This window comes from Winogradskyella litorisediminis (genome assembly GCF_042675765.1).
Lineage (GTDB): Bacteria > Bacteroidota > Bacteroidia > Flavobacteriales > Flavobacteriaceae > Winogradskyella > Winogradskyella litorisediminis.
This window is the reverse complement of the sequence record NZ_JBHTJL010000003.1, coordinates 306,488-327,683: the sequence shown is the minus strand read 5'-3', so window position 1 is coordinate 327,683 and position 21,196 is coordinate 306,488. Positions and strand designations below refer to the sequence as shown.

The 21,196-nt window shown below is 34.0% G+C and carries 21 protein-coding genes; 8 read left to right on the top strand and 13 right to left on the bottom strand.

The features are described from left to right. Window positions 1-82 precede the first annotated feature (82 nt). The 5 genes from gldG to ACFQ1Q_RS01575 form a co-directional block, all read right to left on the bottom strand. Window positions 83-1,750: a gliding motility-associated ABC transporter substrate-binding protein GldG gene (gene gldG / locus ACFQ1Q_RS01595; protein WP_386127286.1), complete on the bottom strand. Its 1,668-nt coding sequence runs from the start codon at window positions 1,748-1,750 to the stop codon at window positions 83-85. Further along, window positions 1,737-2,237 (bottom strand): hypothetical protein, encoded by a 501-nt coding sequence (locus tag ACFQ1Q_RS01590; protein ID WP_386127284.1) that lies wholly within the window; start codon window positions 2,235-2,237, stop codon window positions 1,737-1,739. The genes gldG and ACFQ1Q_RS01590 overlap by 14 nt, the downstream gene beginning before the upstream one ends. After that, on the bottom strand, window positions 2,238-2,960 hold the full coding sequence (gldF, locus tag ACFQ1Q_RS01585; RefSeq protein ID WP_386127282.1) for a gliding motility-associated ABC transporter permease subunit GldF: 723 nt from the start codon (window positions 2,958-2,960) through the stop codon (window positions 2,238-2,240). A 101-nt stretch (window positions 2,961-3,061) separates the two neighbouring features. Continuing rightward, window positions 3,062-3,358, bottom strand: a complete 297-nt coding sequence (locus ACFQ1Q_RS01580; protein WP_386127280.1) for a putative quinol monooxygenase — start codon at window positions 3,356-3,358, stop codon at window positions 3,062-3,064. 1 nt (window position 3,359) lies between these two features. Beyond that, window positions 3,360-4,196, bottom strand: coding sequence for an SAM hydrolase/SAM-dependent halogenase family protein (locus tag ACFQ1Q_RS01575; protein WP_386127278.1), 837 nt, complete (start codon window positions 4,194-4,196; stop codon window positions 3,360-3,362). Window positions 4,197-4,308: 112 nt separating this feature from the next. On the opposite strand from ACFQ1Q_RS01575, the gene ACFQ1Q_RS01570 reads away from it, so the two are divergent. Both ACFQ1Q_RS01570 and ACFQ1Q_RS01565 read left to right on the top strand, forming a co-directional pair. Further along, the gene (locus ACFQ1Q_RS01570) at window positions 4,309-5,262 is read left to right on the top strand and encodes a PhoH family protein (protein ID WP_386127276.1); all 954 of its coding nucleotides are present in this window, start codon (window positions 4,309-4,311) and stop codon (window positions 5,260-5,262) included. A gap of 213 nt (window positions 5,263-5,475) precedes the next feature. Next, a complete protein-coding gene (locus ACFQ1Q_RS01565) occupies window positions 5,476-6,429 on the top strand; it encodes a phosphoribosylaminoimidazolesuccinocarboxamide synthase (protein WP_386127274.1) in 954 nt (317 codons plus the stop codon). Window positions 6,430-6,445: 16 nt separating this feature from the next. Here ACFQ1Q_RS01565 and ACFQ1Q_RS01560 read toward each other — a convergent pair whose 3' ends face one another. The 3 genes from ACFQ1Q_RS01560 to ACFQ1Q_RS01550 form a co-directional block, all read right to left on the bottom strand. Continuing rightward, complete coding sequence (locus tag ACFQ1Q_RS01560; RefSeq protein ID WP_386127272.1) at window positions 6,446-7,408, bottom strand: sodium-dependent bicarbonate transport family permease; 963 nt, start codon at window positions 7,406-7,408, stop codon at window positions 6,446-6,448. Window positions 7,409-7,515: 107 nt separating this feature from the next. After that, a complete protein-coding gene (locus ACFQ1Q_RS01555; protein WP_386127270.1) occupies window positions 7,516-7,830 on the bottom strand; it encodes a hypothetical protein in 315 nt (104 codons plus the stop codon). 22 nt (window positions 7,831-7,852) lie between these two features. Beyond that, a complete protein-coding gene (locus tag ACFQ1Q_RS01550) occupies window positions 7,853-8,107 on the bottom strand; it encodes a hypothetical protein (RefSeq protein ID WP_386127268.1) in 255 nt (84 codons plus the stop codon). An 89-nt stretch (window positions 8,108-8,196) separates the two neighbouring features. On the opposite strand from ACFQ1Q_RS01550, the gene ACFQ1Q_RS01545 reads away from it, so the two are divergent. Next, entirely contained in the window at window positions 8,197-9,123 is a 927-nt protein-coding gene (locus tag ACFQ1Q_RS01545) for a LysR family transcriptional regulator (RefSeq protein WP_386127266.1), read from the top strand. Here the strand turns inward: ACFQ1Q_RS01545 and ACFQ1Q_RS01540 are convergent. Together ACFQ1Q_RS01540 and ACFQ1Q_RS01535 are read right to left on the bottom strand one after the other, a co-directional pair. Then, window positions 9,120-10,016 (bottom strand): carboxylesterase family protein, encoded by an 897-nt coding sequence (locus ACFQ1Q_RS01540; RefSeq protein WP_386127264.1) that lies wholly within the window; start codon window positions 10,014-10,016, stop codon window positions 9,120-9,122. The genes ACFQ1Q_RS01545 and ACFQ1Q_RS01540 overlap by 4 nt on opposite strands. A 45-nt stretch (window positions 10,017-10,061) precedes the next feature. Next, a complete protein-coding gene (locus ACFQ1Q_RS01535; RefSeq protein WP_386127262.1) occupies window positions 10,062-11,165 on the bottom strand; it encodes a heparan-alpha-glucosaminide N-acetyltransferase domain-containing protein in 1,104 nt (367 codons plus the stop codon). A 178-nt stretch (window positions 11,166-11,343) separates the two neighbouring features. Here ACFQ1Q_RS01535 and ACFQ1Q_RS01530 point away from each other — a divergent pair, with 178 nt between their 5' ends. The 3 genes from ACFQ1Q_RS01530 to ACFQ1Q_RS01520 all read left to right on the top strand — a co-directional run bounded on the left by ACFQ1Q_RS01530 (window position 11,344) and on the right by ACFQ1Q_RS01520 (window position 15,529). Then, entirely contained in the window at window positions 11,344-12,723 is a 1,380-nt protein-coding gene (locus ACFQ1Q_RS01530; RefSeq protein ID WP_386127260.1) for an alanine/glycine:cation symporter family protein, read from the top strand. Between the two features lie 8 nt (window positions 12,724-12,731). Then, entirely contained in the window at window positions 12,732-14,639 is a 1,908-nt protein-coding gene (gene acs / locus ACFQ1Q_RS01525) for an acetate--CoA ligase (RefSeq protein WP_386127258.1), read from the top strand. Between the two features lie 233 nt (window positions 14,640-14,872). Next, complete coding sequence (locus tag ACFQ1Q_RS01520) at window positions 14,873-15,529, top strand: HAD family hydrolase (protein ID WP_386127256.1); 657 nt, start codon at window positions 14,873-14,875, stop codon at window positions 15,527-15,529. Window positions 15,530-15,535: 6 nt separating this feature from the next. Here ACFQ1Q_RS01520 and ACFQ1Q_RS01515 read toward each other — a convergent pair whose 3' ends face one another. The 3 genes from ACFQ1Q_RS01515 to prfB form a co-directional block, all read right to left on the bottom strand. Beyond that, entirely contained in the window at window positions 15,536-16,012 is a 477-nt protein-coding gene (locus tag ACFQ1Q_RS01515) for a hypothetical protein (RefSeq protein ID WP_386127254.1), read from the bottom strand. Beyond that, entirely contained in the window at window positions 16,009-16,350 is a 342-nt protein-coding gene (gene arsC / locus ACFQ1Q_RS01510) for an arsenate reductase (glutaredoxin) (protein ID WP_386127252.1), read from the bottom strand. Before arsC ends, ACFQ1Q_RS01515 begins: the two co-directional genes overlap by 4 nt. A 52-nt stretch (window positions 16,351-16,402) precedes the next feature. Then, window positions 16,403-17,504 (bottom strand): peptide chain release factor 2 gene (prfB, locus tag ACFQ1Q_RS01505; protein ID WP_386127250.1). Its coding sequence is split into 2 segments (ribosomal slippage): window positions 16,403-17,440 and window positions 17,442-17,504, totalling 1,101 coding nucleotides; the frame shifts between segments, so codons are not numbered across the junction. Window positions 17,505-17,609: 105 nt separating this feature from the next. On the opposite strand from prfB, the gene ACFQ1Q_RS01500 reads away from it, so the two are divergent. Both ACFQ1Q_RS01500 and ACFQ1Q_RS01495 read left to right on the top strand, forming a co-directional pair. Further along, window positions 17,610-20,024, top strand: coding sequence for a zinc-dependent metalloprotease (locus ACFQ1Q_RS01500; protein ID WP_386127248.1), 2,415 nt, complete (start codon window positions 17,610-17,612; stop codon window positions 20,022-20,024). Between the two features lie 133 nt (window positions 20,025-20,157). After that, entirely contained in the window at window positions 20,158-21,177 is a 1,020-nt protein-coding gene (locus ACFQ1Q_RS01495; protein ID WP_386127246.1) for a threonine aldolase family protein, read from the top strand. Window positions 21,178-21,196: the final 19 nt, after the last annotated feature.

The following is a 21,196-nucleotide window of genomic DNA, read 5'->3' as shown; positions in this document are numbered from 1 at the left end:
TACAAATATATCGTAAACACTTGTTTTAAGGAAACAAACTTATTAACAATAATTTGTACTAAAAATGAAGGAATAAAGCGATTTATCGCGTGTATTTTCGCTTTCTAATAAAATTAAATAGTAGTCCAAAAATGCCTAAAATCACTAATGGTAAGACCAAATTTATAAATTGCCAAGTTGTTTTTTGGGCTTCAGTTTTTTCAGAATCTAAAAACGCAATTTCTACAGATTTTGCTCTAATGTTTATAAGTCCTGTATCGTCTAAAAGATAGTTCACTGCATTGAGTAAAAATTCTTTATTTCCAAAGGTTTTACCAGTAATGCGTTCAAAGCCAAGTTGCATTGGTCGGTTTCTAGATACCTCATTTTTTATAACATCTCCATCAGAAATAATAACCATTTTTGTAGACTCACTTTTATCTAAAAAATTTTCAATTTCAAAAGGCAAAACTCTATTCTTATAAACAGAAGTAAAATTGCCTTCTAATAGAACGGCCAAATTCTGATTTCCTTCAGTATAATTTTCAACATCTGGTTGTTGAGTCACTGACGATAATGAAATGGTTTTTAGAGGACCTTCGAGCTTTGTGCGGTCAGAAGATTGTAATAAAATTGTTTTGTTGACTGTGTTTTTCAACGTATCAATTTGGCTTGCAAAATCGAACTTTACCAAATCGATATTATCGCTAATTGGGTGATTATTATCCGCTTTTGCTAAAGGCGAATACTGCCATTGTACAGGTTGAAATTGAGTATTGTTTCCTTCGCCAATGGCTAAAGGAATAGGAGCAGAGTACAAATCTTTTACCAAATTCTGATTAACTCGGACTCCATATTTAAAGAAGAAATCCGTCAAATTTAAATCTCTTCCGATACTTACTGAACTACCGTTATCATTGTAAAGACTATCGCGGTCCATAATTACAGATTCAGTTAGCCAAATGCTTTTTCCGCCAGACATGGTATATTGGTCGAGCACCAACTTTTCTTCTTCTGTAAAAGCTTCGCTTGGTTTTGCTGAAATAATAAGGTCGTAATTTTTAATTTTTTTTAATGTCGAAACTGGATTAGTAGCCACAGAGTCTAAAGTAAAGGGCGCAATATTGTAGTACGGTTTTATAGTTTGAAGAAAATCTGCAATGTAAATGTCTGATAATTGACCATTCCCTTTTAAAACCGCTACAGTTTTAGATTTTTCCTTTGTGAGTTGACTAAAGGCATCAGCAAAATTATATTCTAACTGTTGTACAGAGTTAGCAACTTGTGTTTGTAAATCTTCAGTAATACTTTTTTTGAAAAGCGGAATTTTAACTGTTCGATTTTTATAGCTAGCAAAGCCCCAAGGAAAAAGGAGTTCTTGTGTGACTTTTCCACTAACTTTTTTGCTATTTACATACGGTTCAAGCCCCGTTTTAGTGAGTTCTCTTATGATGTTATCACGATTAGCTTCATCAGCTAATGGGTCTATGTAATTTACCTTCAATAAAGGATTTAAAGTCTGAAATTCTTCAATGAGTTGTTTTGTTTCGGTTTGAAGTAATTTAAATTCCGACGGTAAATCGCCTTCCAAGAAAATATCAATTATAAGTGGCGTATCTGCTGAATCTATAATGTTTTTTGTGGTTTCTGAAAGTGTATAACGATTGTCTTTAGTTAAATCGAAACGTTTAAATACATAGCTAGCCAAAACATTAATCAAAATGACAGCAGCAATAACCGAAATGATATATGTAAGTTTATTTGTCTTCAATAGTTTCAAAAGTAATAGGTTCTGTGTATGGCCTCAATGCAGATACTTTTCCGTTTTCAAATAGAATTTCTACATTACTTTTTTCTTCGGTAAATGCACCTGGTTCTATACCTAACCCATAGTTCCATCTATCTGGATTGTGTGCTTTAATGGCGTCGTTCCAAGTTAACCATTCGGCTTCACCAAGAAGTGATTTTACTTGAGGTTTTGTTAGCCCAATCAATGTATCGGTTTCTATAGTAGAATCAATCATTTCGTAACGTAATGCGGGCTTTTCTTCCCAAGCTTCTGCATCAAAGTATTTTTGATGATGGTAACTACTTACAATATTTATAAACGGATAAACTACATAAAAGTAAACGATAGGCGTCAACACCAAACTAATTATAAAGACCAACCAATTACGCTTATCAACTGTTTTTAAAAACAAAAACAGAAGTACAAAAACAATCACTAAAAAAACAACTAATACGGGTGTAATTATCATTTATTTCTGCTTTATGTTAAGTTTAGTAAGTAAAATGAAAAATGCAGCAATACTTATAAAATAGACTAAATCGCGAGTATCAATAACGCCGCGACTCATGCTTTTATAATGAGAAGACATGCCGAGAGTTTCAAAATTAAACCCTGAGCCAAATAAGTTGTAACTCGAAATACCATTAAATCCAAAATAGAATATAAAGCATATAAATATTGCAATGATAAATGCCACAATCTGATTATCTGTAACACTTGATGCAAAAATACCAATTGCGGTATAAGCAGCCACCAAAAATAGAAGTCCAAAATAAGAGCCAAGTGTACTGCCGAAATCTAAATTACCTTCTGGATTGCCTAGTTTGTAAATGGTAAAAACGTAAAGTAATGTGGGAATTAAAGCGATTACAATCAGCAAAAATGCTCCAAAATATTTTCCTAAAACAATCTGTAGATGCGAAATTGGTTTTGTGATCAACAACTCCAAAGTGCCTTGTTTTTTTTCGTCGCTGAAACTGCGCATCGTCACAGCGGGAACTAAAAAAATTAGTATCCAAGGTGCTAATAAAAAGAAAGAGGACAAATCTGCATAACCATTATCCAACACATTAAATTCTCCAGTAAATACCCAAAGAAACAAACCGTTAAGCACTAAAAACGCCGCAATTACCAAATAACCAATTGGTGAAGCGAAAAAGGTGTTTATTTCTTTTTTTAATATTGCTAACATTATTCTTAGTATTCAGTGTTCAGTCTCAGTTTTTATTTATTTAAAAATCAATAATTTTCCTAATTCCACTTTGCGCCTTTTCAAGAGTATTTTTTCACTCATCACTCAAGCGAAGCGAGTTTTTCCACACTCCAAGCTTCAGGTTTCGCATTAAATATAGGTTTGGTTTTTGCCCAAACGCTTTTAAATAATTCCGAATGTCTGTAATTATTCAATTCGGTTTCTGATGTCCAATAGCTATACGTAAAAAATACGTTTGTATTGTTTTGCTCTCTGTATAACTCTAAAAAATGACAGCCTTCAAACGCACGAATCTTCAATTTATTTGCTTCAAAATTAGCTAAAAATTCATCTATTTTCTCAGGCTTAAAACTAAGTTTTACAATTCGTACTAACATATTAAATTTTATCAAATGTCACTGTTACTGTATCCATAGCTTTCAGTCCCATAAGTGTAGATGCACTACCAACTGTACTACAATTACTTTTGTAAACAGCAATTTCTAGATAATCTGATGCATTAAAAACAACAAGTGCTTTTCCTTCGTCATCACGTTTATTTTCAGGAATATCAAAATTTATAAAATCACCATATCTATTATACACTTTTTTAAATTTATAACTGCGTGCAGCAATTTGGTAGTTTCGTGTTTTTTGTATGTTTTCAAAAAATTTACGTTTAATATTTGTGATGACGTTTCCGTAATTATCAATATGAATAACAGTACCAATAATTTGAGTTTTATCGTCATTAACAAAAGGTACCAAATATTTAATAGGTTTTATATTGTTAATAACTTTGCCAATCACTTCTAGCGTTCCGCCACGTGCAATATGGCAAGCCACTTTTACAAAAACATCGAGCACTGGGAAACTAGTCTGTATCTTATCGTGTATATTAATTTCAACAATTTTATCGGGTACAATATCTTGACAAATCATGCTCATAATTCCGTTATTGGCGCAGATAAAATAGTGATCGTCTAATTGTACAGCAATGTGCTTATTTTCTGGGCTAAGCTCAGAATCAATACCTATAATATGTATCGTGCCTTTAGGAAAACTGCTATACGCATTTTGTATGGTATACGCCGCTTCAATGATATTAAATGGAGAAATAGAATGCGAAACATCAACAATTCTTACATCAGAAAGTTCGCTATAAATAGCACCTTTAACAGCACCCGCAAAATGGTCTTTTTCTCCAAAATCTGTCGTTAAAGTTATGATGGGCATTTACCGAATTGTTAATATTTTTTTAATCTACTACGCGATTAAATTTGTTAGATTTGTTACAATACAAAGCTATTAAAATTAAACATATATATTCACTAAATCCAGCTTGCTTTTGAATGAATTTATCTTAGAACTCGAAGAAGTTTCGCCTAAAGAATTTTTTGGTGCTCAAAACGCCAATATTACTTTACTTAAAAAGTTTTTTCCAAAATTAAAAATCGTTGCGCGCGGCAATAAAATCATGGCCTATGGCGATGAAGAGCTGCTAGAAGAATTTGATCGTCGCATGACAATGCTCATGAATCATTTTGGCAAATACAACAAATTAGATGAAAATGTTATAGAGCGTGTATTAACAAGTCAAACCAGTGACGACTATAACACATCCGCACAAAGTGGCGAAGTTATTGTCCATGGCGTTGGTGGAAAACTAATAAAAGCCCAAACCGCAAATCAGCGAAAGTTAGTAGAGAGTATGCGCAAAAATGATATGGTGTTTGCTATTGGTCCTGCCGGAACAGGAAAAACATACACAGGCGTTGCACTCGCTGTTGAGGCATTAAAAAAGAAGCAAGTTAAACGTATCATTTTAACAAGACCAGCTGTAGAAGCAGGAGAAAATCTCGGATTTTTGCCAGGCGATTTAAAAGAAAAACTAGATCCGTACATGCAACCGCTATACGATGCATTACGCGATATGATTCCTGCAGAAAAACTCGCCAATTACATAGAAAAAGGTACCATACAAATTGCGCCATTAGCGTTTATGCGTGGTCGTACTTTAGATAATGCCTTTGTAATTTTAGATGAAGGCCAAAACACCACGCACAATCAAATGAAAATGTTTTTAACCCGAATGGGGAAAAACGCTAAGTTTTTGCTCACTGGCGACCCAGGGCAAGTTGATTTACCGCGTCGTACAATTTCTGGTCTTAAGGAAGCACTTTTGGTTCTCAAAAATGTCGAAGGTATTGGCATGATTTATTTAGATGATAAGGATGTTATTCGTCATAAGTTAGTAAAGAAAGTTATTGCAGCATATAAAGAAATTGAGAATAGAGATTAGTAATTAATAATAAGATAAAGAAATATGTTTTTTGGAGCTATTTCCAGCTCTCGGCAGTCGCTCTCTTCGAGGAGCTTCAACAAATGCCTCCATCTGGGCTAAACTAGAAAGTTATTAATTGATTTAAGAGTAACTTTTTTTTAATTGAATAAATAAATAGTATAAAATCGGTTTCTTTCCTTTAGGGAAAGATGTCTGAAAGATAGAAAGGGAATGAACACAATTACAGACACCAACTTTAGTTTTCCAAATCAGAAAAGTGTTTACAAAGGAAAAGTAAGAGAAGTATATAACATCAATGACGAACAATTGGTAATGATTGCTACAGATAGACTTTCGGCTTTTGATGTGGTTATGCCAAAAGGAATTCCGTATAAAGGTCAAATCCTTAACCAAATTGCTACTCAAATGATGAAGGCTACAGAAGATATAGTGACAAACTGGCTCGTAGCTACACCAGACCCAAATGTTGCAGTAGGACATTTGTGCGAGCCTTTTAAAGTAGAAATGGTTATTCGTGGTTACATGTCTGGTCATGCTGCACGAGAATATAAAGTTGGTAAACGCATGCTTTGCGGCGTTGCAATGCCAGAAGGCATGAAAGAAAACGACAAATTCCCAAATCCAATCATTACACCAGCAACCAAAGCCGAAATGGGTGACCATGACGAAGATATTTCTAGAGAAGATATCCTAAAACGAGGCATTGTGTCTGAAGAAGATTACATAGTTCTCGAAGATTATACCCGTAAACTATTTCAACGTGGAACAGAAATCGCGGCAAGCCGTGGACTAATTTTAGTCGATACCAAATACGAATTCGGAAAAACCAAAGACGGAAAAATTGTGTTGATTGACGAAATCCATACGCCAGATTCTTCACGTTACTTCTATGCAGATGGTTATGAAGAACGCCAGTGCAGAGGAGAAGCCCAAAAACAATTATCCAAAGAATTTGTGCGTCAGTGGTTGATATCAAATAATTTTCAAGGATTAGAAGGACAAACCGTTCCGGAAATGTCAGACGAATACATAGAATCTGTTAGCGAACGATATATTGAACTATACGAGAATATTACTGGCGAAACATTCGTAAAAGCAGATGTCTCTAACATTCAGCTTCGAATTGAAAAAAACGTGCTAAATTATTTAGAGACATCTAAGTAAAAAACAATAACTGATTTTAAAAACAGTTTATAACGCCCAAATAGAGCGGTAGCCCAAGCGTTATATTAAATGGGAATGTAATGGCCAAAGCCATTGGTAAATACAAACTTGGATTCGCTTTTGGTGCTGCTAAACGCATTGCTGCTGGCACTGCGATGTAAGAAGCACTTGCCGCTAAAATGGAAAACAACAATCGATTTCCGACGCTATCCGTAATCCAACCACTAACAACAGCAACTGTTACACCATTTATTATAGGTATTATAATGGCAAAGAGAAATGCAAACCATCCTTTTTTTAAGAAAGACCCCAATTTTTTTCCACTTGTTATTCCCATATCTAATAAAAAAACCATCAAAAAGCCTTTAAAAATATCTGTAGTAAATGGCTTTATACCTTCAGCTTGAGCATCACTTGTAAGCATTCCTATAATAAGGCTTCCTAATATTAAAAGCACGCTTCCATTGGTAAAAGAGTGTTTAACCAATTTCGGAATAGAAATATCTGTTTTATTTGTTTTATCGTAAATAGAAATAAGTAAAACACCTACAATAATCGATGGTGCTTCCATCAATGCCATAATGGCTACCATGTGTCCACTAAACGGAATATCTGCTATTTCTAAAAAGGAAACTGCTGTTACAAATGTTACAGCACTAATAGAACCGTATGTTGCAGCAATTGCACCAGAATTGACGACATTAAATTTTCGCCTTAAGATAAAGTAAGTGTAAAAAGGAACAATGACAGCGAGTAGAATTCCCAGTAATAACGATAGAATAATTTCGGTGTTTAGTGTGCTATGTGCTAACTCATGTCCGCCTTTAAAACCAATAGATAATAAAAGATATAATGAGATAAATTTTGAAGAATTTTCTGGTAATGCTAAGTCGCTTTTTACTTGCACAGCAATAATACCTAGAAAGAAAAATAAAAGCGCAGGATTAGTGAGATTGTCAAATAATAAGTTTAAATCCATGACATAAGCGGTTAGTCCTATAAACTCAGAAAGAGATATAAGCTTGTATTAAAATAAAGGTTAGTTTGAAAAAATCCCGCTGGTTAAGCGGGATTTAAAATGGTTAGTTATTTTTTTACAAATCGTATTTCTAAAACACCATCTATAAACACATCGTATCCTTCTTTGCGAGCTTTGTCAATATATGATTTTGCAATTAGTTTTTCGTTTTCTAACTCTGCAATTCTGTTGGTTGCGTAGTGTGTATCTGCGTTTTCATTTCCTTCGCAAAGGCTTAAACGTTGTAATTTATGAAAGTTAATTTTTTCGTTAATTAATTCGTTTATAACGTGTGAAGCTTCCGAACATGAAAATTGACCTTCAACAAGTTGAACTTCTTGTTTTGTTTTTACTAGCGTGTTTTCTTTAGTTTCTAATGACATAATTTTAAGTGTTTAGTTATTTTTATTTTGAAGATTCACAAAGTTTAATAAATAATATTCCTACGACGATATAGAGGCATAAAGCAATCTTTTCAGAAAAAATTGAATTGCCATAAAATGTAAAACCTAAGGCCAACATTAGTGTTAAAACTAATCCTGCTGCTTGAAGTCCAGAACGGATATCTTTTTTAGATGCGTCTTTATAGCTTTTAGAGAACGTTTTTTCTTTTTGAGTTTTAGCATTTTGATTTTGATGCTGAATAAAATTTTGTTTCATGGCGTTTGTAGTTTTAGACGCTGCAAAATTGAAACAAATTATTCATACATTTTTATATATATTTGTTATGATATATATAAGTATAACTTATGAATTACACATTGCATCAACTTCAAATATTCTCGAAAGTCGTGGAACTAAAGAGTGTAACGAAGGCTTCGGAAGAACTTTTTTTGAGTCAACCTGCCGTTTCTATGCAACTAAAAAAGTTTCAGGACCAATTTTCAATTCCTTTAACCGAAGTCGTTGGAAGACAATTGTACGTTACAGATTTTGGAAGAGAAATAGCTGAAGCTGCTGAAAAAATATTAGCCGAAGTGGAAGCCATTAATTACAAAACGCTATCTCAACAAGGTAAATTAGCAGGAAAACTAAAAATTGCAATAGTATCGACTGCGAAATATGCTATGCCTTACTTTTTAAGCGGTTTTATGGAAAAACATCCAGGAGTAGATTTACTAATGGATGTTACCAATAAGGCTGAAGTTATTAAAAGTTTAGAAAATAACGAGGTTGATTTTGCGATGGTTTCTGTATTGCCAGAACACTTAAGTTTAAACAAAATAGAGCTAATGCAGAATAAGCTTTTTTTGGTAAGTAGTACTAATTTCAGTTTACAGAATAAGCGTATTACAAAAACTATTTTCGAAAAACATCCTATTATTTATCGCGAGAAAGGTTCTGCAACCAGAGCGGCAATGGAGAAGTTTTTATCAAGTTTAAATGTCCCTGATAAGAAGAAAATAGAACTAAAATCTAACGAAGCCTTAAAACAAGCTTTAATTGCTGGCTTGGGAATTTCTATAATGCCATTAATTGGTTTAAAAAATGAGTTGAAGGATAATGAGCTTCAAATAATACCTTTTAAAAATTTACCTATTAAAACCAATTGGAATTTAATTTGGCTCCAATCCAAAAAATTATCTCCAGTTGCATCAGAATACCTAAAATATATTCAATCTGAAAAAGAAAAAATTATAAAGGATACTTTTAGTTGGTACGAAGCTTATAACTAAAGTCCAATAGTACGCTCTGTCTGTCGTTTTGCGTTATTGAGCACATCATTATATAAAAAGTCCGTAACTTCCATAATACAGCGACTCATTGGAATTCCGGACCAACTATGTGTACCTCCGTTTATAGAAAACAAATAATATGTTTTGCCTAGTCCTTTAAGTCTGTCTGCAATGGCACGACTACCATAAAGCATCATGTAGCCTTTATCATTTGGGCTGCAATAATGATGAGCCGCAATATAATAGGGCACCAAATTATCGTTTGTTCCATGAAATAGTTGTGTTGGTATTGCAGTCTCTGAAGTTACATTATTAATATTAATTATGGCGCCAGCCATACCAATTACACCAGCAAATTTAAATTTTCGAGGCAATATTATATTTTCATGAACATAAGCTAAATGCAATACAGCTTCAGCACCAGCGCTTGTGCCTGAAATCACCACTTTTTCTTCATCCACGTTAAAAATATCATCATTCTTTAATATAAATTTTATGGCTTCACTAATATCCTCCGCAGCTGTGTCAAAAGCTTTTATTTTTTCTTTTGTTTTAGTGTCGCAACCAAAACCTATTTTTTTCATAATCAATTGATACGAAATAGAAGCAACAGCATAGCCTTTTTCAGCCATCTTATAGGAAAACTGAATCGTATTTTCATCATCTCGTTGACCGCCCGAAAATCCACCACCATGAACATAGAGTAGTAGAGGACGTTTTTTTTGGTCACCTACTGGTTTGTAAAAATCTAATTGAAGACTATCTTTTTTACCCAGTTTTAAATAAGTGTGTGTTGATTTTTCAACCGCATAAAGGGAATCTAAATATTCGGTTTGTGCTTCAGATTGAAGAGTTAGAAATAAGATAAATAAAGTAAATATGTATTTGTTCAATTTATGATATTTTATGATTTGTTATAGTGTTTTATCAGTTTGTCGTTAAGTCTTCGAATTTCCTTTCAGTTTAAAAAATAGAAGACGGAGTTTTTCGTATATATATGCATTTGTCTTAACGTAATGAAAAGAAATAATACAAACAATTACTAAAAAGCCAATCGCTCCGATGACGGCTTCATATGGGTTTAATGTTTTACCAATCAGTTGATGTAAGCCAAAACCTGTAAAACTTCCATAAATTATTATGAAATGAATAACGTAAATCGACAAAGTTTTCTGTCCAATTTTTAGTAATAATGGTGGCTTTAAGTAACGTTCTAAGCCATAAAATATAGCAAAATATAAAAATACATTTCCTAAACGAGAGAATAAATAATTATAATTTGCAGAGTCAATAAATAGTTTTATATCTGTCCACTTGTGTAAGTAAAATAAGGCTATTGAAGATTTTTCTATTAAGAAATAGCCTATAATAAAAAATACTGAAACGGTGACTGGTTTAAAATTTGGTTTATCTAAATGGCGATAAAATAAAGTGGCAATAAACGCACCAAAGGCAATATATCCAAACCAGGGAATAATTTTAAAGACAGAGCCATTTGCTTTAGATATGTAATTTGAAAATAATAATGGTATGTTCTCAAAACTAACTTCTCGATACATTGGTTCTGTTAAAAATATTAGAAATCCCAATACGATTGTTATTACCGAAAACAGTGTTACATTTTTAAAACATATGTAATATAATATAACCACAAAAATCAATGACAAACCGATAATTTGTAATACATCTGTCACAAAAAAATAGGAATTAAAATGGCCGGTAAGCCAACTTAAAAAAGGTGCACGAAGCAAATAGCCAATACCAATTAACATCAAACCACGATTAATCCCTTTTTTCATACGGAGTTTTTCGTTGCCTTTTTCTTTAGCTTTAAGTAATAAATAAGTGAAAATCAGTCCTGAAATGGTAAAAAAAGTAGGAGCTGTTATACCTCTAAAATAAGACCAAATTCTAAAGGCATCGTAAGTTTTATCTCTAAATTCTGGTGCTAATAGTGTATCAATAAAATGACCCTGAAGCATCATTAATATAGCAAATGCTCGTACGGCATCAATAAAATAGAGGCGTTGGGTAGACGACAAGGTAGATTGAATTAGTTACGTAAATATAGGAATTTGAGTGGAGAATGAAATTAAACTTAATTTTTTAAAAACGCCTAAAAGATTTATATAAGAACATTATAAATTGTTTTTAAAGAGAAAAAATTAAACATTGATAAAAAAGATTACAATAAGATAATTTTTCTAATTTTAACCTTACATGGAAAGACTCAACTCTATTTTTTCAGTATTTTCTGAGTTCGCTTGGGGTTTGCCACTCCTTATTTTATTAGTTGGTGGCGGATTGTATCTTATCATTCGTTCACAATTTTTACCTTTTAGATATCTAGGACACGCCATAAAAGTGTTACGAGGAAAATTTGATGATCCTAATGATTCTGGTGAAATATCTCATTTCAAGGCTTTAACAACAGCATTGTCTTCAACCATTGGCATGGGTAATATATCAGGTGTGGCTTTAGCTATTGCTATTGGTGGACCAGGAGCAGTTTTTTGGATGTGGATTAGTGCTGTAATTGGTATGAGTACAAAGTTTTTCACGTCTTCTTTAGCAATTTTATATAGAGGAAAAGATTCTGCAGGAGAGCTACAAGGCGGACCAATGTATTTTATAGTCGAAGGTCTTGGGAAAAACTGGAAGTTCCTAGCTATAATGTTTAGTTTTTTTGGAATGTTGGGTGCTTTACCAGTGGTAAACGTCAATCAATTAAAACAAGCGATTAATGATATTATTTTAATTCCAAATGGCGTTGAAGTAAATTTGACTACTAACTTAATAATTGCTGGTGTTTTAGTTATTTTCACAAGCATAGTCGTCCTTGGTGGACTAAAGCGTATTAGCAATTGGGCATCTAAAATGGTACCCTCAATGGTGGTATTATATTTTATATTAGTTTTAATAATTCTGGTTGTAAACTTTTCTGAAGTCCCTAAATATTTAGCAATGATAGTTACTGATGCTTTTAATGCTGATTATTACCCAAAGGATAAACCATTTCTTGGTGGCGTTTTAGGAGCTTTGATTTTACACGGTATAAAGCGAGGTGCTTTCTCAAACGAAGCTGGTCTCGGAACAGCAGCGATGGCACACGGCGCCGCAAAAACCAACGAACCTATCAGAGAAGGTTTAGTAGCTATGCTTGGACCAGCTATAGACACATTAATTGTTTGTACACTAACAGCTTTAGCAATTTTAGTTACAGGTGTTTGGGAAACAACGAACACCAATGGCGTAAGCTTAACAGCCGCTGCTTTTCAATCGGCGATGCCAGGTTTTGGTCAGTATTTGTTAATGATTTGCGTGTTTGTCTTTAGTGTGTCGTCCTTGTTTTCTTATGCCTATTATGGTAATAAATGTTTGTCTTTTCTTATTGGTGCAAAGCGAAAACACTACTATAACTACTTATACATTGCTAGTATTATTTTGGCAGCTACGACAGACTTTAAAGCTATGATAAACTTTATAGATGGTGTTTTTGCGCTAATGGCCATACCTACAATGACGGCAACTCTTATTTTAGCACCAAAAGTAATTAGAGCTTCTAAAATTTATTTTAATAAATTGAAGTCTGAAAATTAAAATTAAAAATGAGCAACTACCATATAAAAAATTTCGAAGAATATTTTCAAGTCTATCGCAAATCAGTAGAGAATCCTGAAGGTTTTTGGGAAGAAATTGCTGAAGAGCATTTTACATGGCGAAAAAAATGGAAAACTGTTTTAAAATGGGATTTTACAAAACCTGAAGTGAAATGGTTTGAAGGTGCAAAACTAAACATTACCGAAAATTGTATAGATCGTCATTTAAGAACACGTGGCGATAAAACAGCTATTCTATTTGAGCCTAATCATCCTGAAGAGCCAAGCGAACATATTAGTTACAAACAACTACATGAGCGCGTCTGTAAATTTGCTAACGTGCTAAAAGATAAAGGTATTAAAAAAGGTGACCGCGTTTGTATGTATTTGCCAATGATTCCAGAATTGGCTATTTCGGTTTTAGCTTGTGCAAGAATTGGGGCAGTACATTCCGTTGTTTTTGCTGGATTTTCTTCTTCTGCTTTAGCTACCAGAATTAATGATTGTGATGCTAAAATGGTTATTACTTCCAACGGTTCTTACCGTGGTGATAAGACTATTGATTTAAAAGGTATTGTTGATGATGCTTTAGATAAATGCGAAGGCGTAAAAACAGTTTTGGTCGCAAAGCGAATTGATTCTGAAATTAATATGAAGAATGGTCGTGACGAATGGTTACAACCATTGCTAGATGAAGCATATAGCGATTGCAATATTGAATTGATGGATGCGGAAGACCCGTTATTTATTCTTTATACATCTGGCTCAACTGGAAAACCTAAAGGGATGATGCATACTACCGCTGGCTATATGGTATATTCGGCTTATACGTTTAAAAATGTATTCGATTATCGAGAAGATGATGTGTATTGGTGTACGGCCGATATTGGTTGGATAACTGGTCATAGTTATATTGTTTATGGACCTTTAGTAAATGGTGCAACTACTGTTATGTTTGAGGGTGTACCGAGTTATCCAGATTTTGGACGTTTTTGGGAAATTGTAGAAAAGCATAAAGTCAATCAATTTTACACAGCACCAACCGCTATACGTGCATTAGCAAAGCATGGTACAAAGTTGGTTGAAAAACACGACTTATCTTCATTAAAAGTTTTGGGAACTGTAGGCGAGCCTATAAATGAAGAAGCTTGGCATTGGTATAATGAAAATATAGGAAAGAAAAAAAGCCCAATTGTAGATACGTGGTGGCAAACCGAAACAGGCGGAATAATGATAACGCCAATACCATTTTCTACGCCTACTAAGCCAACGTATGCCACCTTACCATTTATAGGAATTCAGCCAGCGTTAATGGATGAGAATGGAAATGAATTAAAAGAAAATCAAGTTGAAGGTCGTTTGTGTATAAAAGCACCTTGGCCATCTATGGCACGAACCATTTGGGGAAATCATCAACGCTATAAAGACACCTATTTCTCAGCTTTTAATAATATGTATTTTACGGGTGATGGCGCTTTACGAGATGAAGTAGGTTACTATCGTATCACGGGTCGTGTCGATGATGTCATTATTGTTTCTGGTCATAATTTGGGTACTGCACCAATTGAGGATGCAATTAATGAGCATCAAGCCGTTGCGGAATCTGCTATTGTTGGTTTTCCTCATGATGTTAAAGGAAATGCACTTTACGGCTTTGTAACCTTAAAAGATACTAGTGAAGACCGAAATCATGATAATGTTCGGAAAGAAATTAATCAACTTATTACGGATAGAATAGGACCAATCGCTAAGTTAGATAAGATTCAATTTACAACTGGTTTACCTAAAACAAGAAGTGGAAAAATTATGCGTCGTATTTTAAGAAAAATTGCTTCAAACGACATTGAAAATATTGGTGACATTAGCACACTTTTAAATCCTGAAGTGGTTCAAGAAATAAAAGAAAATTCTTTATAAAAAATTCAATTTACTCCTTTTTAAGGTCGTTTGCTTTTTTAACGATTTCTTTAAGGCGTGCTTTTCGTATTTCGGTTTCTTTCTTTTTCTTGTTTTTTTTCTGATTTACTAACCGACTATGTTTGGCTTTGTTTTTCGTGTTTTTTTCTTGTCCCTTTTTGGCCATGATAAATTTCTAATACCGTTTTATATCCTTAATTTCGGCGTTTAATATTCAAAATTACTAAATATTTATGCTTAAAGCAGTCTTGTTTGATATGGATGGTGTCATTGTTGATACTGAGCCTTTACACAGAAAAGCTTATTATAAAATGTTTGATGATGTAGGTATAATCGTGGACGACGAGTTATATTCATCTTTTACGGGGCAATCCACAATAAACATTTGCAAGCGTTTAGTTGAACATTTTGATATTTCTGAAACTCCAGACATTTTGGTAAACCTAAAACGAAAGCATTTTAAATATTTATTTGAAAATGATTCAGACTTAAAACTAATTGAAGGTGTTTTAGACTTAATAAAAAATTATCACTCTAATAAAATAAAATTGGTTGTTGCGTCTTCAGCATCAATGCCAAATATTAATCGAATTTTTGAAAGATTTGATTTAAATCAATACTTTATATGGAAATTTAGTGGAGCCGATTTAAAGCAATCAAAACCACATCCAGAAATTTTTATAAAAGCAGCTGCATATACAGGTTTTAAAAAATCCGAATGTATGGTTATTGAAGATTCAACCAACGGCATTAAGGCAGCGCATAAAGCCGGTATTTATTGCGTAGCTTTTAAAAGTCCACACTCAATAAAACAAGACTATAGTTTAGCAAATAGGGTAATATCTAACTTTAAAGAGATTTATACTGAAAAAATTCAAAGTAATTTCTGATAGTTTTTAATTATCGTTTTCCTCTTTGTTTTTCTTTTTCTTTCTGCGTTTTTTCTTTTTCTTTTCAGAGTCTTTTTTATCAAATTTACCATCTAAGAAGTCATCTAGTTTTTTGCTATCACTTTCAGAAATTATGGTTTTTAACTCTTTAAAATGTTCTGATTTAAAATAATCAAAAGCATCTTTTCTTTTTACGGAACTTTCAAAAGGTATTTTCGCAAATTCTTTTATTTTTTCATAGAACTCATTTAAAGATTGTTTTGCAATTTCTTTTTGAAAATCGTCAGCCTCTAAAGTTGATAAAAAATCTCTAATATATTCTGCTTGGTTTTCAGCTGCTTTTTTCTCCATATGCGCAATCTGATTAGGATTTGGTTGAGTTTGTGGCTGACGATTAAATCTATTTTGACGTTGACGACCAATTTGACCAAAAACGCAAATCGAAAATAACAGTAGAATAGTAAATAGTGCAAGTTTTCTCATAATATTGTATTTATAGCCTCTGCTGGTCGCCCAACAATAGCCTTGTCTTTATTAATTACGATTGGACGTTCAATAAGTTTAGGATGTTTAGCCATAGCTGTGATGATGTCTTCATCAGATAGATTTTTTCCTTTGTAGTCGCTCTTCCAAATAGCTTCATTTTTTCTTACTAAATCTAAAGGTGAAATCTCTAATTTACTGATAATGGATTTTAATTCCAAAACAGTAAGTGGATGGTCTAGGTATTTAATAACCTCAAATTCATTATTTGTGGCTTCCAAGAGTTGTAGACCTTCTCTAGATTTACGACATCTTGGGTTGTGTAAAATTTGTATCATATTTATTTCCTGTGAAATTGGGAATCTTATTTTATTAAACTCTTTTAATCAATTACTGTGCCGAATCTTTTTGACCCATCATCATCAAATATTCCTTAAGAAATGCTTCAATATCGCCATCCATAACGGCATCGACGTTTCCTGTTTCGTGCCCAGTCCTAACATCTTTAACCAATTTATAAGGATGCATCACATAGTTTCGTATTTGGCTTCCCCATTCAATTTTCATCTTTCCAGCTTCAATATCTTCACGTTGTGCCATTCGCTTTTGTAATTCTATTTCATAAAGTTGAGACTTCAACATTTGTAAAGCACGTGCTCGGTTATCGTGTTGTGAACGCGTTTCAGAGCACTGAATTTGAATTCCAGATGGCTTATGTAATAGCTGCACTTTTGTTTCGACTTTATTCACATTTTGTCCACCAGCACCGCTCGAACGTGCTGTCGTTATTTCGATATCCGCGGGATTTATTTCAATCTCAATAGAATCATCCACCAAAGGATACACATAAACCGAAGCAAAACTCGTATGGCGTTTGGCATTACTATCAAAAGGCGAAATTCGTACTAAACGATGCACGCCATTTTCGCCTTTAAGCCAACCAAAAGCAAACGGACCTTCAATTTCTAGGGTCACAGTCTTAATTCCAGCGACATCACCATCTTGAAGGTTAAGCTCTTTTATTTTAAAACCACTTTTTTCGGCATACATCATGTACATACGCATGAGCATACTTGCCCAATCGCAACTTTCGGTGCCGCCTGCACCAGCAGTAATTTGAAGGACAGCACTTAGAGAATCACCTTCTTCAGAAAGCATATTTTTAAACTCCAATTTTTCAATGGCGTTTACGGCTTTTTCATAACGCTCTTCAACGTTTTCCATTGGTGCCTCATCTTCTTTGAAAAACTCGTAAATAACTTCTAAATCTTCGAAGAGTGTTTTGGCATTTTCAAAATCATTGACCCAACTTTTTTTCTCGCGAAGCGATTTCATTACGGCTTCTGCCTTTTTAGAGTCGTTCCAAAAATTTGGGTCGAAGGTTTGCTCTTCTTCGTTGGTAATTTCTATGCGTTTGGCATCTAAGTCAAAGATACTGTCTCAGTGTGTCGAGACGTTGGTTTAGGGATTTTATTTGGTCTGATGTTATCATCTATCTTCAATTTCTGCAAATATAATAGGATGCTTTAAAGTCTTCTTTATTTTTAGAGGAATTTTTAGAAATTCCGTAGTTTTATGTCGCTTAAAAAAATCAACTATGAAACACGTTATACAACTCACTTTTCTTTTTTTGTTTTCCATATCTATTCAAGCTCAAGTTACCAATAAAAAAGATTTGAAAGCTTATGAAGGGTATTTTGATTTTTATTATGAAGAAGCTACCGATAAAATTTATCTAAAAGTTGAAAAGCTGAACGACCAATTTCTTTACGTGAATTCTCTCGCTTCTGGAGTTGGTAGTAATGACATTGGTTTAGACCGTGGACAATTAGGAAACGAACGTATGGTGTATTTTCAAAAAGCAGGAAATAAATTATTGTTGATTCAGCCGAATTTAAAATTCCGTGCTAATACCGATAACGAATTAGAAAAGAAAAGCATAGAACAAGCCTTTGCGAAGTCTGTATTATTCGGATTTAAAATTTTAGAACAAAAAGACGACGCATTTTATGTTGATTTTACGCCATTTTTGATGGAAGATGCACATAATGTTTCAGGACGTTTAAAAGGTAGAGGCGAAGGTAATTACAAAATAGATGCATCAAAAAGCGCATTAGCTTTAGAACGCACAAAAGCATTTCCTAAGAATGTGGAATTTGAAGCCATGCTAACTTTTAATGGAAATCCTGCAGGTCGAAATCTAAGAAGTGTAACGCCAACACCAACATTAGTTACAGTGACGCAACATCATTCATTTATAGAATTACCAGATGATAATTATAAACCAAGAATTTTTGATACGCGTAGCGGTGCGATTTCTATGAGTTATATGGATTATGCAACACCAATTCAAGACGATATTAGAAAACGCTTTATTATTCGTCATCGTTTGGAAAAGAAAAATCCTAATGCTCAAATTAGTGAAGCCAAAGAGCCAATTATTTATTACCTCGACCCAGGAACGCCAGAACCAGTGCGTTCTGCATTGTTAGAAGGTGCACGTTGGTGGAATGAAGCTTACGAAGCTATTGGTTTTAAAGATGCCTTTCAGGTGAAACTATTGCCTGAAGATGCCGACCCAATGGATTGTAGATACAACGTGATTCAATGGGTGCACAGAAGTACGCGTGGTTGGAGTTATGGCGGCAGTGTGGTTGACCCAAGAACTGGAGAAATAATCAAAGGCCATGTGAGTTTGGGAAGTTTGCGGATTCGTCAAGATTTTATGATTGCGCAAGCCTTGATGAACAAGCCTTTTGCTGAGCGTGATGATAATTTCCAACCAATGTTAGACATGGCATTGGCACGTATCCGTCAATTAAGTGCTCACGAAGTTGGTCACACCATAGGTTTTGCTCATAATTTTGCGGCTAGTGCAAATAATCGGGCTTCGGTTATGGATTATCCGCATCCACAGATTGAACTTAAAAACGGAAACATAGATTTCAGTAACGCTTACGCAACAGGAATTGGCGATTGGGATAAAGTCACCGTAGCTTACAGTTATTCTGAATTTGATAAGAATGTCGATGAGAAAACTGAATTAAACAAAATCTTAAAAGCAGCAACTTTTTCAGGTCATCGTTTTATCACAGACTCTGATGCTCGAGCAGCTGGCGGCGCACATGCTACGGCACATTTGTGGGACAATGGCAAAAGTGCTGCTGATGAATTAAATGCTGTTTTAGAATTAAGAAAAAAAGCTATTGAGAACTTTTCAAAAGATAATATCAAGAGTTACGAGCCTTATTCTGTTTTAGAAGATGTTTTTGTGCCACTTTATTTTTATCACCGTTACCAAACTGAAGCTGCGACTAAGGTTATAGGTGGATTGGATTATAATTATGCGGTTAAAAATGGTGAAGAGTTTACAGTGAAAACTATTGATGTAAAACTTCAAAAAGAAACTTTGGACGCTGTTTTAAAAACACTTTCTGCTGAAAATTTAGCCATTCCGAAAGATAAATTGAGCTTATTTCCGCCACGCGCATTTGGTTATGGTCGCTCACGAGAATCTTTTAAAGGAAAAACGGGTGTTGCTTTTGACCCATTTAGTGCGGCAAATACGGCAAGTGACATGACGTTGAAATTCTTGTTGCATCCGCAACGAGCTAATCGTTTGGTGTTGCAGAAGAGTTTGGATGATAAGCAAATTGGATTGGAAGAAGTAATTAATGAAATAATGAGTAATACTTTTGGTAAAAATTATTCAGATAGTTATATCAATGATAGTCAACATCAAGTCAATGTTAATGTACTTAAATATTTGATGAATCTTGCTGTGAATGATGAATCTTATTTTCAAGTTAAAGCAATTGTAAATAATATTTTAGTTAAATCATTAGAGAATTTTGGTAAAAGTTATAGTGAATCTGAAAAGTTTGATTTACAATATAAAATTATGATGAAAGAGTTTTTTGAACACCCAGAAAAATTCAAATTAGATGCAGCACCAAAAATTCCTGATGGTTCACCAATTGGAAGTGGTTTTTGTGAGTATAATCAGTATTAAATTAAATCGACACGAATTCCACGAATGTTCACAAATATGATTTTTAGTATTCCATTCGTGTAAATTAGTGCTATTCGTGTCAAAATAAAACTTAGTTTAACAAAATAAATTCCGGTTTTTACGGGAAATAAATATGATAATAGACCTAAGAAGCGACACCGTAACCAAACCAACCAAAGGCATGTTAGATGCCATGCTATCCGCAGAAGTTGGTGACGATGTATATAAAGAAGACCCAAGTATTAATGTTTTAGAGCAACGCTTAGCCGATATGTTTGGCATGGACGAAGCCTTATTTTTCCCAACAGGAAGTATGGCCAACCAAGCCGCTTTAAAATTACATACCAATCCAGGTGAGCAAGTGATTTGCGATAAATACGCCCATATTTATAATTATGAAGGTGGCGGCGCATCATTTAATAGCGGAATCTCATGCAAATTGGTAGATGGTCATCGTGGAATGTTCACAGCAACACAAGCGGAAGCATCTATAAATCCACCAGATTTTTATCACAGTCCGCTAACTTCATTAATAGCTGTTGAAAACACCACTAACAAAGGCGGAGGTGCATGTTGGGACTTTGAAGAACTTAAAAAATTGAGACGCGTAGCAACAAAACACGATTTAGGCTATCATCTTGATGGTGCACGTTTGTGGAACGCTTTAATCGCAACAGGACAGTCGCCAAAACAATATGGCGAATTGTTCGATACCATTTCAGTCTGTCTAAGTAAAGGTTTGGGTTGCCCAATGGGTTCGGTTTTAATTGGTAATTCTGAATTGATGAAAGGTGCCATCCGTGTTCGTAAGATTTTAGGTGGCGGAATGCGACAAGTCGGTTTTGCAGCAGCAGCAGGGTTATATGCTTTAGATAATCATTTTGAAAGACTTGCCGACGACCACAAAAAAGCCAAAGAAATAGGCGAGGTGTTGCGTCAACATTCAGACATAGAAAAAGTAGAGCCAATTGAAACCAACATCATAATTTTTGAATTAAAATCGCATATCGATGAAGCTGAATTTCTTAAAAAACTGACCAAGCAAAATATCAAGATTATAGGTATGGGCAGCAATAAGTTAAGAATGGTAACGCATTTGGATTATACAGACGCGATGCATGAGCGGGTTTTAGAGATTTTGAAAAGCTTGTAGTTTGAAAATTTCAAAATTT

Excerpts from the sequence above, each read along its gene's own strand:
- ACFQ1Q_RS01590 (WP_386127284.1), bottom strand. The coding sequence starts at position 2,237 with ATGATAATTACACCCGTATTAGTTGTTTTTTTAGTGATTGTTTTTGTA.
- gldF (WP_386127282.1), bottom strand. The coding sequence starts at position 2,960 with ATGTTAGCAATATTAAAAAAAGAAATAAACACCTTTTTCGCTTCACCA.
- ACFQ1Q_RS01580 (WP_386127280.1), bottom strand. The coding sequence starts at position 3,358 with ATGTTAGTACGAATTGTAAAACTTAGTTTTAAGCCTGAGAAAATAGAT.
- ACFQ1Q_RS01575 (WP_386127278.1), bottom strand. The coding sequence starts at position 4,196 with ATGCCCATCATAACTTTAACGACAGATTTTGGAGAAAAAGACCATTTT.
- ACFQ1Q_RS01565 (WP_386127274.1), top strand. The coding sequence starts at position 5,476 with ATGAACACAATTACAGACACCAACTTTAGTTTTCCAAATCAGAAAAGT.
- ACFQ1Q_RS01560 (WP_386127272.1), bottom strand. The coding sequence starts at position 7,408 with ATGGATTTAAACTTATTATTTGACAATCTCACTAATCCTGCGCTTTTA.
- ACFQ1Q_RS01555 (WP_386127270.1), bottom strand. The coding sequence starts at position 7,830 with ATGTCATTAGAAACTAAAGAAAACACGCTAGTAAAAACAAAACAAGAA.
- ACFQ1Q_RS01550 (WP_386127268.1), bottom strand. The coding sequence starts at position 8,107 with ATGAAACAAAATTTTATTCAGCATCAAAATCAAAATGCTAAAACTCAA.
- ACFQ1Q_RS01545 (WP_386127266.1), top strand. The coding sequence starts at position 8,197 with ATGAATTACACATTGCATCAACTTCAAATATTCTCGAAAGTCGTGGAA.
- ACFQ1Q_RS01530 (WP_386127260.1), top strand. The coding sequence starts at position 11,344 with ATGGAAAGACTCAACTCTATTTTTTCAGTATTTTCTGAGTTCGCTTGG.
- acs (WP_386127258.1), top strand. The coding sequence starts at position 12,732 with ATGAGCAACTACCATATAAAAAATTTCGAAGAATATTTTCAAGTCTAT.
- ACFQ1Q_RS01520 (WP_386127256.1), top strand. The coding sequence starts at position 14,873 with ATGCTTAAAGCAGTCTTGTTTGATATGGATGGTGTCATTGTTGATACT.
- ACFQ1Q_RS01515 (WP_386127254.1), bottom strand. The coding sequence starts at position 16,012 with ATGAGAAAACTTGCACTATTTACTATTCTACTGTTATTTTCGATTTGC.
- arsC (WP_386127252.1), bottom strand. The coding sequence starts at position 16,350 with ATGATACAAATTTTACACAACCCAAGATGTCGTAAATCTAGAGAAGGT.
- ACFQ1Q_RS01500 (WP_386127248.1), top strand. The coding sequence starts at position 17,610 with ATGAAACACGTTATACAACTCACTTTTCTTTTTTTGTTTTCCATATCT.
- ACFQ1Q_RS01495 (WP_386127246.1), top strand. The coding sequence starts at position 20,158 with ATGATAATAGACCTAAGAAGCGACACCGTAACCAAACCAACCAAAGGC.